The sequence below is a fragment of the Paenibacillus sp. 8b26 genome, from assembly GCF_050626875.1.
In the GTDB taxonomy this organism is placed as follows: domain Bacteria; phylum Bacillota; class Bacilli; order Paenibacillales; family Paenibacillaceae; genus Paenibacillus.
This window is the reverse complement of record NZ_CP192445.1, coordinates 5699686-5715351: the sequence shown is the minus strand read 5'-3', so window position 1 is coordinate 5715351 and position 15666 is coordinate 5699686. Positions and strand designations below refer to the sequence as shown.

Sequence of the window (15666 nt, the reverse complement as noted above, 5' to 3'; positions counted from 1 at the left end):
ATTTAAAAGCTGTAATAAGGTATATAATACCACGACTTTGTACCCATTTTAAACATTATATTTGTTATACCTATGTCAAAAACACAAAAAACCTCCTTCATAAAGGAGGTTTAGCGTGACTAATGGTTCATTTTTACGTATTTATCCTATTTGCAATTAAACATGACTTGCTGAAGCCGGTTCGTCCGAATCTTTAACTTGTTCAATCGTTTCTTCCATCCCCGTATCAGCGTTAATGTAAATACGGTAAATGGAACCGTTGATTTTTCCACCAAATTCGTAGCACAGAACCTCTTTAGACAGTTCATTTTCAATCAGTGCTTTCCGGTGATAAGTTTCACGAAACTCAGGGTTCAGCTTCGCACGTGCTGCCTTCACATCCAGCTTAGCCTTCGGAATACGGCGGAGATGACTGTGCTCGTACACGTAGTCACTCGATTGAAAACCGATCACTTGCCCGTTATCGAGACCGGATCTAACTGTGATTTTTTCTGGATAGATGATCACATCCCCTTTTTGAGTGGCAAATGTGATGTTGGCTAAATTTCCACTTTCATCATAAGAAACAGGCTTCATCCCTGGATATCCCTTACGTTGGAGATACTCACTCGCATAGCGAACCGCCTCATTGCGAGTTGATTTCTTCGGCCCAACCGTTCTCATATCATGGTAAGAAATAAGCTTGCCGCCTTTTTTGGTAAAATCCATGGTGGCTACGGGTTTCTGTTTGTTATACAGAGTAGCTGTATAAGATGCCCATTCCGTTCCTTTACCATTTTCATGGACACGGATTTGGCTTTCCGGTTTCCCTGTAAATTCTGCCGCATTCCGCTTAATTTGCTCCGCGCTCACAGCAGGAAGACTCAGCTTCTTCACAGAGCGCTTATCATAGATGCTTGCCACGGATGGTCCCCAATCCAGCTCCTTGTAGCTCTCCACCTTTTTGTCCACAGTTTGGAAGCCATCAATAATGGTGTTATCCTTTGGACCCGTTTGTGAGCCTGGCGCCATGTCTACATCCGTCCAGCGCAAGTTTTTGCTAATAACTTTTTGCCGAACTTCGTGCATATTTTTCGAAATTTCTTTGGAATTGTTATATAACGCTTTTAGATTTGATATTTCTTTCTCATTCAAAGGCTCGTGGTCCAGATCACGTACGGCAGTCTGATACGAAAATGCAGATACATGCGACAGCAAATCCTTAGCATGATTAAATGGCATTACATTGAGAGGCAACTGATTAACATCATTTTGGGCCTCACTTGTAATCCTCCACACGTTCATCAAACATTTGCGATGCATCGCGTGTGAAGTATTATGGACAGCAACCGCGTTACCAAGTTGGGAGTGCAGCTGGTCCATACGAAACGACAAATCATGAAACGCACGCTGATATTGATTTTCCGCTTTAATCGACATGCTATTCGCCTGAAGAGACACCTCTTTTCTCATCTGGCTTTCCCGATAACCCCACACAAATGCTCCTATCATAATCAGGGTAACAATCGGAAACATTACAGTACTAAGTCGTCTATACATATTGGGAGTCTCCTTTCTTCAAGTACACTACCGATAGTGTGACAAGAAGAATGCTCTCTTATGCATGGTTTTCCATAACTTCGACAATAAACTCACAGTGATCGCAGATACAGCGCTTAAAGCCGGTCTGAACACTCCCTTGCTCCATCCGTCCTCTCAGCACGAAACGTTCACCACACCTTTTACAATGTATTCTCACTTTAATACGCAAAAAAAGACACCTCTTTCTCTAACAGGTTTGTCAGATCAGTGTGCCCCAAATCGTTACATATTAACCTTTTCTTCCCGTTTGAATAGTCGAAATGGAGATCGGTTGTTGGCCCGACTGATTTTCGCCATCCCTCCATACCAGAGAAATGCCATCAGAGGAATGACAAACCAGATCCAGTCATGCGAAATTGTCGTCAGAACCAGGTCGTATATTCCATGCCAGAACCATGGAAGTACCAATGACAGAAGCAACATATATTTGCTTTTCCAGTCCTGTGAAAACTTGGCCTTCCCCATGTAATAGCCCATCATGACTCCAAACATTGCATGACCAGATACCGGAAGCAATGATCTCATCAGCATCATACTAACAGAAGCGTGGCCCGCCCATGCGTACAGCAGATTTTCAACGGTTGCAAATCCAAGTGAGATTGCGGCGGCATACAAAATACCGTCATAAGGTTCATCGAACTCGGTGTGATTATATATAATGTGGTACAGCAAAAACCATTTGAAAAACTCTTCTACTCCGGCCGAAATGCCGAACACCTGGATCAACGTGTGATCCCCCAGCCAAAGCAGCAGCCCGCGTTGAAAAATCATGACAGGCAGTACCACCAAAAAACCGAGCAAAAACACTTTGATGACTATGTGCAGCGGCTCGGATTCATATCTGTCCTTCAAGTAAAAATACATTAATAAGGCGAGACCCGGCGCAGTTGCTGCCGCTAAAACAGAAAACAGAAGCACCGATCATCCCTCCATAAAAATGAGTCGGCCCTGCATTCACCGCAGAGCCGACAAAGTCACTTCGATATTACTTTTCTCTAAGCTCCATTAAGAGCGGCTGTCAAAATGAGTGCAGATAACGTCAATCGCCTGTTCAGGAATAACCAGCTTGCCATACTCCTCCAGCATTGCCGGTGTTACGGATGAGCCTTCCCCAAATTCAGCAAGAACCGCGATCAAGGCCGCAAGCTTGGGCTCTTCCACTTCTTCCGGTTCCAAATGCAGAATCCATTTTCCTCTATAATGATACAGCTTACCTGCATCCGTGGTGTTGCTACGGAGCATGTGAGCCGCTTCTATGAGTACTTCGAAATCGCTAAACGCGTAGACGATGGAATCGCTGTGCTCCAGCGTAACTTCCATTTCGTAGACTTCCTCCGGAAGCTCATCATCGGGACCCGAGCCATATTGCTGGTGGTCGTATTTCCCCCGAGTGACGATAACTACCATGCCCTGAGCAGGAAGCGCAAATACTTCGACAGCTAAAGGTCCCGTGGCGTCGAAGCCCAGCTCACTATATGCCTGATCCATCATTTCGGTGAACAGCTCATGGACTCTTGGAATCTCTTGCCACATGTCGTCTTTTTGAATACCGCGTTCGCTCAAATCATCAAAGGTAAGGAAAATCCGTATCTTGTCCTGGCTTAATCTTTCTATTTTCATACTGGACCCTCCTCCTGGCAGCCGAGTGTTATTAACAGATTATGATGCATTTATGGTGCTTGTGAAGAAAATGGTTCTATGTAATCATGTTATCATTTTATAATCGTAAATGCACGCAATAAAATGATAAAAAAAAGAATCATTTGAACGGCTTTTACAAAAAAGCCGCAAAATGATTCGAGATAGAGGTTCCGGGTTACAAACCCGGTACGGCTGTATGAGTTTCTTTCAGGATTTGCTCGACCTCACGCTTAACATCGGGACTGGTGCTGATAAAATCTTTAATCAGCTTCATATTTTCTTCTTTAGTTTGGGCTGTATGGGCGCTATGAGCTGTTTTATCTGTTGTGGAACGGTGATCGTGATCCTTATGGGTGTCTTGCTTGTTAAGCGTAATATCACCCATTCCGGGGAACGCCGCGTCCATCATTTTGGTACGGGCTTTTTGAACCAGATTACCGCCTTTTTTCCCATCCATGTCCATAGATAAGCCTAACATACTGCGGTTACGGGAGATCATAGTGCTCGCCACTGCGCCCAAAACGATTCCCAGGAAAAATGAAGATGTTTTCACAATTAGAACCTCCCTTTGTGGTAGAATCAAGCATAGTGTTCGTCAGCAGAGACAAACTCATACGGTATAAATACAGGAAGGTGAGATGAATTAATGGGTACAAAAACAGCAGCCATTTTGTTGACCGCATGTCTGCTGCTAAGTGCTTGCACTGCGGCCAAGCCAGAATCGGCAGCCACAAGCAATAACCAGACCCAGGCAACGTCTGAAACCAGTGACAACACAGACAAAGGGGAGGGCGCAGCTTCTTCCCCAACCAACAGCAGTGCGCAAGCAGGCAGTAATCATGGTAACAACTCAACGGCCCAAACATCGCCGCAAACTGGCAAGACCGTCGCCGACAGCAACGAGGCTACAAATTCAACGGCTACGGCTAACGTTAACAAAACGTACCATTTGGACAAGGCTTACAACGTGATCCCCAACCAGCAAGGGGCTGAGAAAAAGGTTGTTTTGCTGACCTTTGACGACGGTCCCAAGGAAGCGGTCATGATCAACAAAATCATTGACATACTGGACAAGCACAAGGCGAAAGCCATTTTCTTCGTAAACGGTTACCGCGTGAAGGAGCACCCTGAGTTGCTCAAGCTCATTCATGACCGTGGGCAGCCCATCGGCAACCATAGCTGGGATCACATCGTGCTAAAGAACAAATCCGAGGCCGAAGTGAAGAAACAAATTGAATCGGTGCAAAAAATTGTTAAGGATACAACGGGTCAAACGCCGGTGTTCTTCCGTCCTCCTCATGGCGCAGGTGGGGATGTCGGCCGCAAAGTTGCCAAAGAAAACGGACTTTTGTACATGACATGGTCCGTCGGTTCGCTTGATTGGACGATGAAAAAGAGTCAGCCGAATAAAACCGATGCACTTCTCAAAAATGTGACAGAACAATTACATCCAGGCAGCAATATTTTGATGCATGAGCTACCTTGGACCGTAGAAGCGCTGAATAGTCTGTTGACTCGTCTGGAGCAAAAGGGTTACCAATTTGTCGATCCCCAAAGCATTGAGGTCCCTGCCAGCTAACAGGCCCTTGTGTTCGTACTTCTCTTTTCGATCCTGAACGATTGCAAAAGAGCCTCCATTTCCCGCAAGGCACAAGCGGGTAAGGAGGCTCTTTTGGCGTAAGTACAAGCGATGACACAGGCTTATCATTACCAGAACATTTCACTAATGGAAGGTGCCCCTTTGATGCCCCACCACAGCAATGCTGCTGTAATGAGCACAAAAAGTGTACTCAAAAAATTCAAAAACCACTTGCTCACCCGGATACGGCGGGACGGAAACATTTCTGCCCGTGTCCGGTACTCGCTGACAGGAGCATCATCCTCCACGGTCACAGCAACTTCCGGTGCAGCAGCAACTTGAACTAATTCCGGTGCGGGCCGTGAAGCACGGGAGCGAACCGGTTTTGGACTGTTTTCTTCCTTGCTCTTGCGTCCATTTCGGCGGCTGCCGTAAGTCTGCACTCTGCTAAGTTCCTGATTCATGCTTCATACCTCCGAAAACGTAGCGCCAAACCGGATATGAGGTCGATCACAAAATGACAAATGATCGGCGCCCACAGGCTACCTGTCTGCACGTATATGTAGCCCAAACCGAAACTACTCAGAAAAACCCAGCCTGTCGGAATCCAATGCCGTAAATACCGGATATGAATGACCGCAAACAAGATACTTGTCCAGTAAGGTCCAAAGCTGTACTGAATCGCCCCTCTGAACAATAGTTCTTCACAGATTGAAACGATGGCTGCTATACATACAATATGCCAGATCGGGCGGTTTTGAAACAGCATCTGGTTAATGCCCCCGTCATCCATAGCATCCTCGGGCATCACCCGCGACAGGAGCAGGTCCACCAGTAGCATAGCCGCTGCCAGTCCCAGTCCCCACCATAAAACATGCAGGCTGTTTGGCCACACAAATAGCTCAAGCACATTTCTTTTCTGAAAAATAATCCAGATGGCGCCGACCAACAGGGTCAGCCCCTGGGTTAGATACAAATTGTAAAGCAGCAAGCGGTCATTCAATTCATGAATTTGCGCTCTTTTCCATTTCACTTTAAGCTTTTTCATAGTTAGTTAGTCCTCCGCATAGTCTTCTTAAGCATCATAGCCAAAAAGTCGGACGGATTCAAGAAGGCTTAAATCTTATTATTCCGCATTCTATAGCTATGTATCTAGCCCGGTGTCCACACATGTCACATGTCCTATTGACATGTCCATGTAAGCCATGATACATTATGAAAAAATTATTAGCGACAACAACAATGATGGAGAAAAGGTATTGATTTCGTTCTCAGAGAGCCGGTGCTTGGGTGGAAGCCGGTGGCGAAGTAACTACTTTCAGCGCTCCTGAGTTATTGCACCGAAGCCTTGGGATGATATCCCGGCATTAGATGCAATCGGCAGAAAACCGTTATCCTTTCGGTCATATTTATGACCGCTGAAGGCAGTCCGTTGCGAAACGGCTGCGAATTAGGGTGGTACCACGATAAACTCTCGTCCCTTACTATGGAGATAGTATGTGATTCGGGAGTTTTTTTGATGCCCGGAAACCGCTAAGCGGTTCTGCATATGACCTTTTTAACCGTCAGTTTGGTGCATAATGCTATTTCATCCCTTTTCTGCGTCAATGCGTTATCACGTTAGTGCTGTCCGCGATCTTCTGTTTTTTTCAGAAGCATTTCAAGTTTTTTCACGTTCTTTATGGAATGTATTTCAAAGTACATCCTGTCCATAAAAGAAGTTAACTTTGAGGAGGAAACCAAAATGTTTAAAGTGTTAGTATCCGATCCGATCAGTGACCTGGGCATCCAGCAACTGATGGATGCAGACGATGTCACGGTGGACAAGAACACAGGTCTCAGCGAGGACGAATTGGTTCAAATTATTGGTGACTATGACGCACTGCTCGTTCGTAGCCAAACCCGGGTAACCGAACGTATCATGACAGCAGGTAAAAACCTCAAGGTTGTCGGACGTGCCGGTGTCGGAGTGGATAACATCGACCTGGAAGCAGCAACACAACGCGGAATTATCGTCATTAACGCCCCTGACGGCAACACGATTACGACATGTGAGCATACTTTTGCCATGATGATGGCTCTGGCGCGTCATATTCCACAGGCGTATGCTAAAACCATCGGCGGTACATGGGATCGTAAAACGTTTCTCGGTGTTGAGCTGCGTAACAAGACGCTTGGCGTACTCGGTATGGGACGCATCGGCAGCGAGGTGGCCAAACGTGCCAAAGCCTTCGGCATGAGCATTCTCGGCTATGATCCGTTTCTGACGGAAGAGCGCGCTGAGAAGCTGGGCATCAAGCTGGCAAGTGTGGACGAAATTATCCGCAACGCGGATTTCATGACAGTACACACACCGTTAACACCGGAAACGAAGCATATGATTGCCCGTCCGCAGTTTGAAGTGATGAAAAAAGGGATGCGTATCATCAACTGTGCCCGCGGCGGCGTTGTCGATGAAATGGCTCTCGTTGAAGCCATTGATGAAGGTATCGTTGCCGGCGCAGCCTTTGACGTATTCGAATCGGAGCCGCCAGCACAGGATCACCCTTTCCTGAGCCATCCGAAAATTATCGTTACACCGCATCTGGGTGCATCCACAGTAGAGGCTCAGGAAAATGTAGCGATCGACGTATCCGAGCAGGTGCTGCACATTTTGCGTGATGAGCCGTTCAAAAATGCGGTCAACATGCCTCCGGTGCCATCCAACGTGATGACGCAATTGCAGCCGTATTTCTCGCTTGGCGAGAAGCTGGGCAGCTTTGCCGCTCAAGTGACAAATCAGGCTGTACGTGAAATCCAGGTGGATTACGCAGGTGATCTGTCTTCTGTAGATACACAGCCGCTGACACGTTATATTTTGAAAGGTGTGCTCAGTCGCCATCTGGGTAGCGATGTTAACATTGTAAACTCGGTCCACCTTGCCAAAACACGTGACATCCATCTTGTCGTGTCTCAGGCTCCGGCTACCAAGGGCTTTACCAACCTGATTACCGTCACGCTCAAAACGCAAAGCGGCGAGGAGCAACGTGTAGCGGGTACCCTGCTCGCAGGCTATGGCGAACGTATCGTCCGGTTGAACCAGTTCCCGGTGGACGTGGCACCAGAAGCGCATTTCCTGCTTATCTCCCACAATGACAAACCCGGCATTATTGGCCGTGTCGGCACTCTGCTCGGGGAGAACGGCGTGAATATCGCCTCCATGCAGGTAGGACGTAAAATTGTCGGTGGTGAAGCCATCATGATTCTGACTGTTGATAAAGCCGTTCCTAAAGACGTGCTGATCCAACTGGTTGGCTTGCCGGAACTGAATACCGCTCAAGAAGTGGTACTCGATTAAGCTATCAGCAGTGCTGAATAATGTTAATATGCTTTGCCTAATCAGAGAGGCGCCCGGCAAACCGGGCGTCTTTTTTATATATCCACGACCCATATCCGTGACCAGCATTAGGCCTACCTGTTCTGAGAAGCTGAATGTTCCACGTTGAACAAGATAAATGTTGATTTTTCAACAAAAAGCACCCTCTTCCGAGGATGCCTGCGAACCGGGGTATATTCTGCTGTTGGCTTATAAGCCCTGTTGCAGAGCTCGACTTTGTTTTTTGGAGATCGGCAGCAAAATAGTGAACTCCGTCCCTTCTCCCAACACGCTGGCAGCAGTAACAGAGCCTCCGTGAGCCTCCACAATATTTTTGACAATCGCAAGCCCCAGACCGGTTCCTTTGTCCACTCCCCGCACTCTGGCCTTGTCCGCCTTATAAAAGCGGTCAAAAATATAAGCCAGATCCTCGCTGGCAATGCCCACACCTTCATCCTTAATCCGAATGCGGATCAGCTCATGCCGTTCCCCCAAAATCCGATCGGCACTAATGGTAACACTTTTTCCACCGGGCGTATGCCTGAACGCATTATCCAGCAAATTGGTCAGTACCTGTTCCAATCGGTCTTCATCTGCTTCGGGCAGCAGTAAATGCTGGCCTTGCTCATGATAATCGAGCGTCAGCCCCTGTTCCTTTGAGCGCACCGTAAATTTACGATGAACACGCTCGATCAGTTCATTCACATCCACTTCCTGACGATGCATGTCTGTATGACCTGCCTCCATTCGGGCCAGATCAAGCAGATCCTTGACCAGCCTTCCCATACGCAACGATTCATCATGGATGACGCGTACCAGTTCCTCGGATTCTTCCGGTGAGCCAGCCATTCCATCGAGCAAGGCCTCGCTGTAGCCCTGCATCATGGAAAGCGGTGTACGGATTTCATGGGATACATTGGCCACAAAATCGCTCCGCATTTTCTCCAGCTTGACTTCCTCCGTGATGTCTCTGAGCACAGCCACAGCGCCACGAATTACATTATCTGTGTACAACGGTGCCATTTGCACCGACCAGGAGCCCTGTTTTACATGAATATAGTCGCCACCGTCCTCTCCCCTGTCCATAACGGTATGGAACAACGGCAGCAGTGGCCCGGGTACAGACACTCCGAATTCCTCCTGGTCGTGCTCTTGCCACTCCAGGTTTTTCCATCTATCCAACAGACTTTGCGCAGGCGGATTCGTCAAAATGATTTGCCCGCTTCTGTCGAAGGTCATAACAGCATCAGACATGCTTCTCAGCACGCTGGACAGATGATTCTTCTCCTCATTCAGACTGCGGATCGTCGCCTCCAGCTCCGTAGACATATGATTGAAAGTTTTCGCCAGTTCGCCAATCTCGTCACTCGTTACCAGCGAAAGCCGCGTATCATACCTTCCCTCACGGATCGCATTCGCCGCCTGAATCAACAGCTGCATGGGCTGCGTGATTTTAGTAAAAAGAAACAAAGCAAAAAAAGTCGTCAGTAAAAAGCCGACAATGCATGTATAGGTGAACAAATGCTTGATTTCCGTCGATTCATATGCGGCAAAATTCCTGTTGATGTAAGGCAACAAAAAAAGTCCCAGAAAAATAAGCACACAGCCTACCAGACAAATGATGGTAATCCACAGCTTGCCTACCAGCGATCTCCAGAAGCTCACGTTATTTTGGAACCTCCAGCTTGTAGCCGACACCCCAAACCGTTGTAATCATAGCCGCTGCCTCTGGCGATACTTTGTTTAGCTTTTCACGAAGCCGTTTGACATGCGTATCCACCGTTCGTAGATCACCAAAAAATTCATAATTCCATACGTCTTTCAGCAGTTCTTCGCGCGAAAACACCTTGTCCGGCGACACAGCCAAATAATGCAGCAGCTCGTACTCTTTAGGTGTGAGACTGATTTCAATCCCGCCTGCACTTACGCGGTGCGCATCATGCTCAATAATAAGATTCGGAAAAACAATGCTGTTGCTCGGCACCGTCTCCTTGGTCAAAAAAGCAGTTTCCGACGAACGGCGCAAAATCGCCTTCACCCGATAAATCACCTCACGCGGGCTAAAGGGCTTAACCACATAATCATCGGCTCCGACTTCAAAGCCCTGTACGCGGTTTACTTCCTCGCCTTTGGCGGTCAGCATGATTACAGGTGTAGCTTTGGTCTGACGCAGACGTGTGCAAACTTCAATTCCATCCATGCCCGGTAACATCACATCGAGCAGAATAATGCTGTAATCGCTTGCAGTCGCTTTCTGGAGCGCAATTTCGCCATCCTCAGCTTCATCAATTTCGTATCCTTCTTTTTCCAGGTACATCCGCAGAAGGCGGCGAATGCGTTCTTCATCATCTACAATTAATATGCGGTTGCTATGTTCTGACATATTCCCAGCCCCTTCGCTAAAAAAAGCATTCTCTCTATTTTACTATTTTCCCGTGTCCGGTCAAACCTTACTCTGTTCATTCAGCTCTCTTTACACCAAAAAGGCCGGGGTTATGACCCCCGTCCTGTCCGTTTCTTTTTCGTGTTGTCTGACTGTGCAAGTTGAATGAGACGGTTGATTTCGTCCTTAGTAAGGGGTCTCGTCAGACCACGCTTCAGGTTTTGCAGCAGAAGATCGCCAAAAGCAATCCGTTTAAGCTTGATAACCGGATGGGAAATGGCCTCAAACATCCGTCTGACCTGACGATTTCTGCCTTCATAAATGGTAATCTGGATCACAGACTCCTTGCCGTTCGGGTCCACATCCTTGTATTCCACCTCAGCAGGCGCGGTAATACCGTCCTCTAGCACGATTCCTTTTTTCAGCTTGTCCAACTCGGTTCCGTGTGGAACGCCTTTGACTGTCGCCACGTACGTCTTGGGCACATGATGCTTCGGATGGGTGAGCAGATTGGCGAACTCGCCGTCATTGGTGAGCAACAACAGCCCTTCAGTATCGTAATCAAGACGACCTACCGGATAGACGCGTTCCTTAACGCCTTTCAGATAGTCGGACACGATTTTACGGCCTTCCGGATCGGAAGCGCTCGTAATTACGCCTTTAGGCTTGTTCATCATTAAGTAGATTTTTTTCTCGGTTTTGATCGGTCTGCCCTTTACTGTAATTATATCCTGATCAGGGTCTGCCTTTGTTCCCAGCTCTGTTACGGTAACCCCGTTCACTTCCACGCTGCCCGCCTGAATAAGCTCCTCACATTTACGTCGGGAAGCTACGCCAGCCTGAGCCAATATTTTCTGCAATCTTTCCATGTTCGCTAATTCACCTCATGCTAATGATACCCATCCATGAACAAAATCACAAGCCCCGTTCACAAATCAATGCAGGAATCAAAATACAAGCAGGCAAATCGCAATCGCTGCCACAAAACCGACTACGTCTGAAAACAGTCCCACCTTCAAGGCGTACCGTCCATTTCGGATACCTACCGCGCCAAAATATACAGTCAGCACATAGAGTGTCGTGTCCGTGCTGCCCTGAATCGTGGAGGCAATACGACCGATCATGGAATCCGGGCCATACGTGCGGATCAGATCCGTTGTAAACGCAAGCGAGCCGGTGCCCGTCAACGGGCGCAACAGTCCTAATGGCAGTACCTCACCGGGTACGCCCCAGCTTTTGATCCAGGGCGTTACCCAGGATATCAAGTAATCCAGAGCGCCGGACGCCCGAAAAATGCTGATAGCCACCATCATGCCTACGAGATGAGGAATGATGCTGATGGCCGTGGAGAAGCCGTCTTTGGCTCCATCCACAAAGGAATCGTAGACTGGCACCTTTTTGGCATATGCATATAAAGGAATAAAGGCAAGAATAACCGGAATGGCCCAAGTCGATACGAGATTAATGAAATAAAGCATGCCTCCCTCACCCTTTCCAAGTGGTGTTTCTGCCCTTGGCAGCCGTCATTCCTGATCCCTGAACGGCAGGTGAAGAAACGGGCGGCGTAGCCGGAGAGGACGCAGATGCTGGCGTAGCTTGTGGTGCCTGTGTTTTCTGCGACGGCAATGATGATGTGGACGGTGGACTGGCTGGAGGGCGACGCAACTCCCGGCTACGGTACCAGCGATCCGCCGCAATCGCGGCAAAGGTGGCTATCGCAGTCGCCACCAGCGTCGTCCCGACGATTTCGGTCGGATTGGCGGAATGATAATTGAGACGAATCGCAATCAGTGTGGTCGGAATAAGCGTAATGCTGGCCGTGTTCAACGCGAGCAGCGTACACATAGCGGGCGTAGCGGTCTTCTTGTCGGGATTGAGCGATTGCAGCTCTTGCATCGCCTTGATGCCCATCGGGGTCGCTGCATTTCCCAAGCCGAGCAGATTAGCGCTCATATTGGACAAGATATACCCCATAGCCGGATGATTACGCGGGACATCAGGAAACAGAAAAGCAACTAGCGGGGCGAGCAGTTTGGATATTTTCTGCAAAAGCCCCCCATCTTCCGCCAGCTTCATCATGCCCATCCAGAACACAAGCACACTAATCAGTCCAAAGCATACCGTGACACCCGTAGCCGCCCCGTCAAATGCCGCCTTGGTCACCACTTCAATATTTCCCTGTGCGGCGGCAAACACAAAACCAATACAAATCAGGGCCACCCATATGAGATGAATCAAGACCGATCCCTCCCTTTCACCGATGAATGTGACGCAATCCCTATGCTCTGAACAGATTTCTTAAAATATCGCTCCATCCGCTCGCCCAGGTGCGCTCTTGGTTGCCGCCAGTTGCAGAAGCTTGTGCAGCCGGAATTTCCTGTTGTGGCTGTACTGTGCTCCGGGCGGGCAGCCTGCTGCCTTTTTCATACACAGGAACGGAGCCAATAAGCTTACCCTCCAGCAGGAACTCGACACGTCCCCGCAAACCGAAGGATACGTTAGCTCTGTTAGACTTGGACTTTTTATACAGGACCAGTCTTTTGTGCAGCTGCACCTTCTCCCCATCATGCAAAGGATAGGCAAAGCTTGCGCCTGTAAGCAGCGGGTAACCATCAATCGGCTGTTGATTGTCCGTAATCGGAATGAGCGGATAGTATCGGAAACCGTAGTCGAGCATGCGGGTATGGTCATTCCAATCGTCTCCGTCATTCAAGGTTACAGCGGCAAGCTGGCGACCGTCCCGTGTGGCTGAGCTGACCAGACAGCGAAACGCTTTTTTCGTAAAACCCGTTTTCACACCATCGGCTCCCTCATAGAGCCTCAGCATCTTGTTCTTGTTATGCCATGAATAATCCCAAGATTCATTCGGATTGGGTGCTTTTTTCAACTCCGTTTTCACAATGCGAGCAAAGGTTGGATTATGCAGTGCATAAGCGGTAAGGCGGGCCATATCATTGGCAGAGGAATAGTGTCCCTCGGCATCCAGTCCGTGCGGATTAGCAAAGTGAGAATGGCTTAGTCCAAGCTGAACCGCCTTCTCATTCATCAAATGAACAAATCCTTCTTCCGTCCCTCCCACATGCTCCGCAATGGCGGAAGCCGCATCGTTACCGGAACGAAGCATTAAGCCGTACAACATATTTTCCAGTGTCATTTGTTCACCCTTTTGGAGAAAAAGCGAGGAACCCTCTTTGGCATAAGCCGTCGGACTCACCTTTACCCGATCCTGCAAGCGTCCATGTTCAATGGCTACGATCGCGGTCATGATTTTGGTTAGACTGGCGATGCGTAGCTCCCGGTCACCCTCGGCGGAATATATGATTCTTCCTGATGTGACATCAATAAGAGAGGAAGCCTGAGCATGTGTTGTCAAAGCTGGTGGAACTTCCTCCTTCTTCACTGCTCCCCGAGCAGGCTGAGGATTCAGCAATGTGAGCGGCAATGTCAGGACGAGCAGCAGTGCCAGCGGCAACACAAATGTGTGTGTCTTTGAAAAAAATCGGATCCTACCCGCGTGGATTTTTGGCATTCCTTTAAACATTTGGATTCCTCCGGTTTTGAACAAGTCTTGTACCATTCTATGTCCAAGCTGTTCAAAGTATGTCCACCTTTATAGCAGAAAATCCCTCTAGGGATATGGTGTATCGTCCCTCTCTTCCGCATACTTTTTGAAGCAAACTAGGCAACTTGCACTCCTGCTTACATATATATAATAGTTACTAAACATGATGAATGAATGGAGGTACTACATGCAGCGGCAACAGTTTGAAACGATCTTAAGAAGTCGAATTGTCGAGGCAGCGGAAGCCTTGAATCGAAGCGGTGTATCCTTTGCCACCTTTGATACCGCACGCAGCAACGCGCAATTTTGGGAGTTGACCGAAAAAGGTGGATTTCAGATTAAAGCAGGTGTTACACCAGCGCAGGGGATCAGGGATATTTTTGTAAATGGGCATAAATATGCCTTTGAGTGTGCGACAGCTATGGTCATTGTGCTCTACAAAGGAGTGCTGGATTCCATTCTGGAAAGTGAATTCAACCGGATTTTTGCCGATATGCTGCTGTATGATTGGCACTATGACAGTGATCTCAGACTCATACAGGAGCAGGGGATTCACAAGGCCGTTCCTGGTGATATCCTGTATTTTAACAATCCCGATGTATCACCCAAAACGCCGGAGTGGAAAGGGGAAAACGTTGTCAAGCTAAAGGAAAACTTGTTTTATGGTCACGGGATTGGCATCCACACAGCGGAAGGCATCATCGACTCCCTCAATCATCATCGGCGACCTGGGTCCACCACTTCTGCTTATTTGACAAATGAAGTGATCTACCCCGATTTTGTCTATCTATCACAGTTTGCCCCTGAGGGAAACCGGGAAGAAGAACTTGAGCCGAGCCCTTCACACGTGCACACTCCTCGTATAGATGCGAGTATCGGTGGAAGACTGTATATTCGTGCATAAAATTATGATGGCTGGGTACATGTAAAAAAGAGGGTGTTCCTTAGCCAATAGCTGACTTTGGAATACCCTCCTGTGCAAATAATCCTATTCAATAACTGTTACAAATAAGCCGGGCCAGAGTGACTGTGATCAGTAGTGACATCTACAGGTACCTGTGGGGGTGGAGTATGCAAGTCGCCGCCTACATTCCGGAAGATAGACTGAACCTTATCAATCAGGTATGGTGTGGAGTCGATGAGTTTCTCAATCAGATGCGTTTGATTGTCCAATGGAACGATTTGTGCCCCCTGTTTGCCGACAACCAGAAAAGCAATCGGGTGAATAGATACACCACCACCGCTACCCCCACCAAAAGGATGTCCTTCCTTCCCGCTATGATTACCCGACGCCGAGGAAGTATGAAGCGCCTCTTCATCTACGTTAAAATCACTTCCCCCGGCTGCGAAACCAAATCCTACCTTACTGATTGGCAAAATAACGGAACCATCGGGTGTTTCCACCGCGTCTCCCACAATCGTATTCACATCCACCATGGCTTTGATGTTCTCCATCGCGGTTTGCATGAGCCCTTGAATCGGGTGATCTGACATAATTATTCCTCCTCTGCTTTGTTCAAGCGTAGACTGCCTTTTCTTTCGCTAGTGTGCGCAGGGGTTCAAGG

General features: G+C 48.1%; 16 protein-coding genes and 1 other annotated feature. Of the genes, 3 read left to right on the top strand and 13 right to left on the bottom strand.

Annotation, left to right across the window (positions count from 1 at the left end; translation table 11 throughout):
• Nucleotides 1-156: 156 nt before the first annotated feature.
• The 4 genes from ypeB to ACQ4MX_RS26540 all read right to left on the bottom strand — a co-directional run bounded on the left by ypeB (nt 157) and on the right by ACQ4MX_RS26540 (nt 3775).
• Entirely contained in the window at nt 157-1539 is a 1383-nt protein-coding gene (ypeB, locus tag ACQ4MX_RS26555) for a germination protein YpeB (protein ID WP_431088237.1), read from the bottom strand.
• A gap of 264 nt (nt 1540-1803) precedes the next feature.
• Nucleotides 1804-2499, bottom strand: a complete 696-nt coding sequence (gene prsW, locus ACQ4MX_RS26550; RefSeq protein WP_431088236.1) for a glutamic-type intramembrane protease PrsW — start codon at nt 2497-2499, stop codon at nt 1804-1806.
• Between the two features lie 87 nt (nt 2500-2586).
• Nucleotides 2587-3201 (bottom strand): genetic competence negative regulator, encoded by a 615-nt coding sequence (locus ACQ4MX_RS26545; RefSeq protein ID WP_014282120.1) that lies wholly within the window; start codon nt 3199-3201, stop codon nt 2587-2589.
• Nucleotides 3202-3397: 196 nt separating this feature from the next.
• Entirely contained in the window at nt 3398-3775 is a 378-nt protein-coding gene (locus ACQ4MX_RS26540) for a hypothetical protein (RefSeq protein WP_134913827.1), read from the bottom strand.
• 93 nt (nt 3776-3868) lie between these two features.
• On the opposite strand from ACQ4MX_RS26540, the gene ACQ4MX_RS26535 reads away from it, so the two are divergent.
• The gene (locus ACQ4MX_RS26535; RefSeq protein WP_431088235.1) at nt 3869-4801 is read left to right on the top strand and encodes a polysaccharide deacetylase family protein; all 933 of its coding nucleotides are present in this window, start codon (nt 3869-3871) and stop codon (nt 4799-4801) included.
• A gap of 128 nt (nt 4802-4929) precedes the next feature.
• Here the strand turns inward: ACQ4MX_RS26535 and ACQ4MX_RS26530 are convergent, their stop codons facing one another.
• Nucleotides 4930-5265, bottom strand: a complete 336-nt coding sequence (locus ACQ4MX_RS26530; RefSeq protein WP_134913823.1) for a hypothetical protein — start codon at nt 5263-5265, stop codon at nt 4930-4932.
• Nucleotides 5262-5849, bottom strand: a complete 588-nt coding sequence (locus ACQ4MX_RS26525) for a CPBP family glutamic-type intramembrane protease (protein ID WP_431088233.1) — start codon at nt 5847-5849, stop codon at nt 5262-5264. The genes ACQ4MX_RS26530 and ACQ4MX_RS26525 overlap by 4 nt, the downstream gene beginning before the upstream one ends.
• 185 nt (nt 5850-6034) lie before the next feature.
• Nucleotides 6035-6286, top strand: a binding site (T-box leader).
• Between the two features lie 259 nt (nt 6287-6545).
• Between ACQ4MX_RS26525 and serA the strand changes: the two genes are divergently transcribed.
• A complete protein-coding gene (gene serA, locus ACQ4MX_RS26520) occupies nt 6546-8138 on the top strand; it encodes a phosphoglycerate dehydrogenase (RefSeq protein ID WP_134913819.1) in 1593 nt (530 codons plus the stop codon).
• Nucleotides 8139-8366: 228 nt separating this feature from the next.
• Here the strand turns inward: serA and ACQ4MX_RS26515 are convergent, their stop codons facing one another.
• The 6 genes from ACQ4MX_RS26515 to ACQ4MX_RS26490 form a co-directional block, all read right to left on the bottom strand.
• Nucleotides 8367-9821, bottom strand: coding sequence for an ATP-binding protein (locus ACQ4MX_RS26515; protein ID WP_431088232.1), 1455 nt, complete (start codon nt 9819-9821; stop codon nt 8367-8369).
• Nucleotide 9822: 1 nt separating this feature from the next.
• Nucleotides 9823-10539, bottom strand: a complete 717-nt coding sequence (locus ACQ4MX_RS26510) for a response regulator transcription factor (protein ID WP_025685818.1) — start codon at nt 10537-10539, stop codon at nt 9823-9825.
• Nucleotides 10540-10649: 110 nt separating this feature from the next.
• Nucleotides 10650-11408 carry a pseudouridine synthase gene (locus ACQ4MX_RS26505; RefSeq protein WP_025685819.1) on the bottom strand — a complete coding sequence of 253 codons (759 nt, stop codon included), beginning with the start codon at nt 11406-11408 and terminating at the stop codon, nt 10650-10652.
• A 78-nt stretch (nt 11409-11486) separates the two neighbouring features.
• Nucleotides 11487-12017, bottom strand: coding sequence for a spore maturation protein (locus ACQ4MX_RS26500; protein ID WP_025685820.1), 531 nt, complete (start codon nt 12015-12017; stop codon nt 11487-11489).
• A gap of 7 nt (nt 12018-12024) precedes the next feature.
• Entirely contained in the window at nt 12025-12777 is a 753-nt protein-coding gene (locus ACQ4MX_RS26495) for a nucleoside recognition domain-containing protein (RefSeq protein WP_431088231.1), read from the bottom strand.
• A gap of 40 nt (nt 12778-12817) precedes the next feature.
• Nucleotides 12818-14080, bottom strand: a complete 1263-nt coding sequence (locus tag ACQ4MX_RS26490; protein ID WP_431088229.1) for a D-alanyl-D-alanine carboxypeptidase family protein — start codon at nt 14078-14080, stop codon at nt 12818-12820.
• 208 nt (nt 14081-14288) lie between these two features.
• Here ACQ4MX_RS26490 and ACQ4MX_RS26485 point away from each other — a divergent pair, with 208 nt between their 5' ends.
• Nucleotides 14289-15005 (top strand): protein-glutamine gamma-glutamyltransferase, encoded by a 717-nt coding sequence (locus ACQ4MX_RS26485; protein WP_431088228.1) that lies wholly within the window; start codon nt 14289-14291, stop codon nt 15003-15005.
• A 98-nt stretch (nt 15006-15103) separates the two neighbouring features.
• Here ACQ4MX_RS26485 and ytfJ read toward each other — a convergent pair whose 3' ends face one another.
• Nucleotides 15104-15595, bottom strand: a complete 492-nt coding sequence (gene ytfJ, locus ACQ4MX_RS26480; RefSeq protein WP_431088227.1) for a GerW family sporulation protein — start codon at nt 15593-15595, stop codon at nt 15104-15106.
• Nucleotides 15596-15666: the final 71 nt, after the last annotated feature.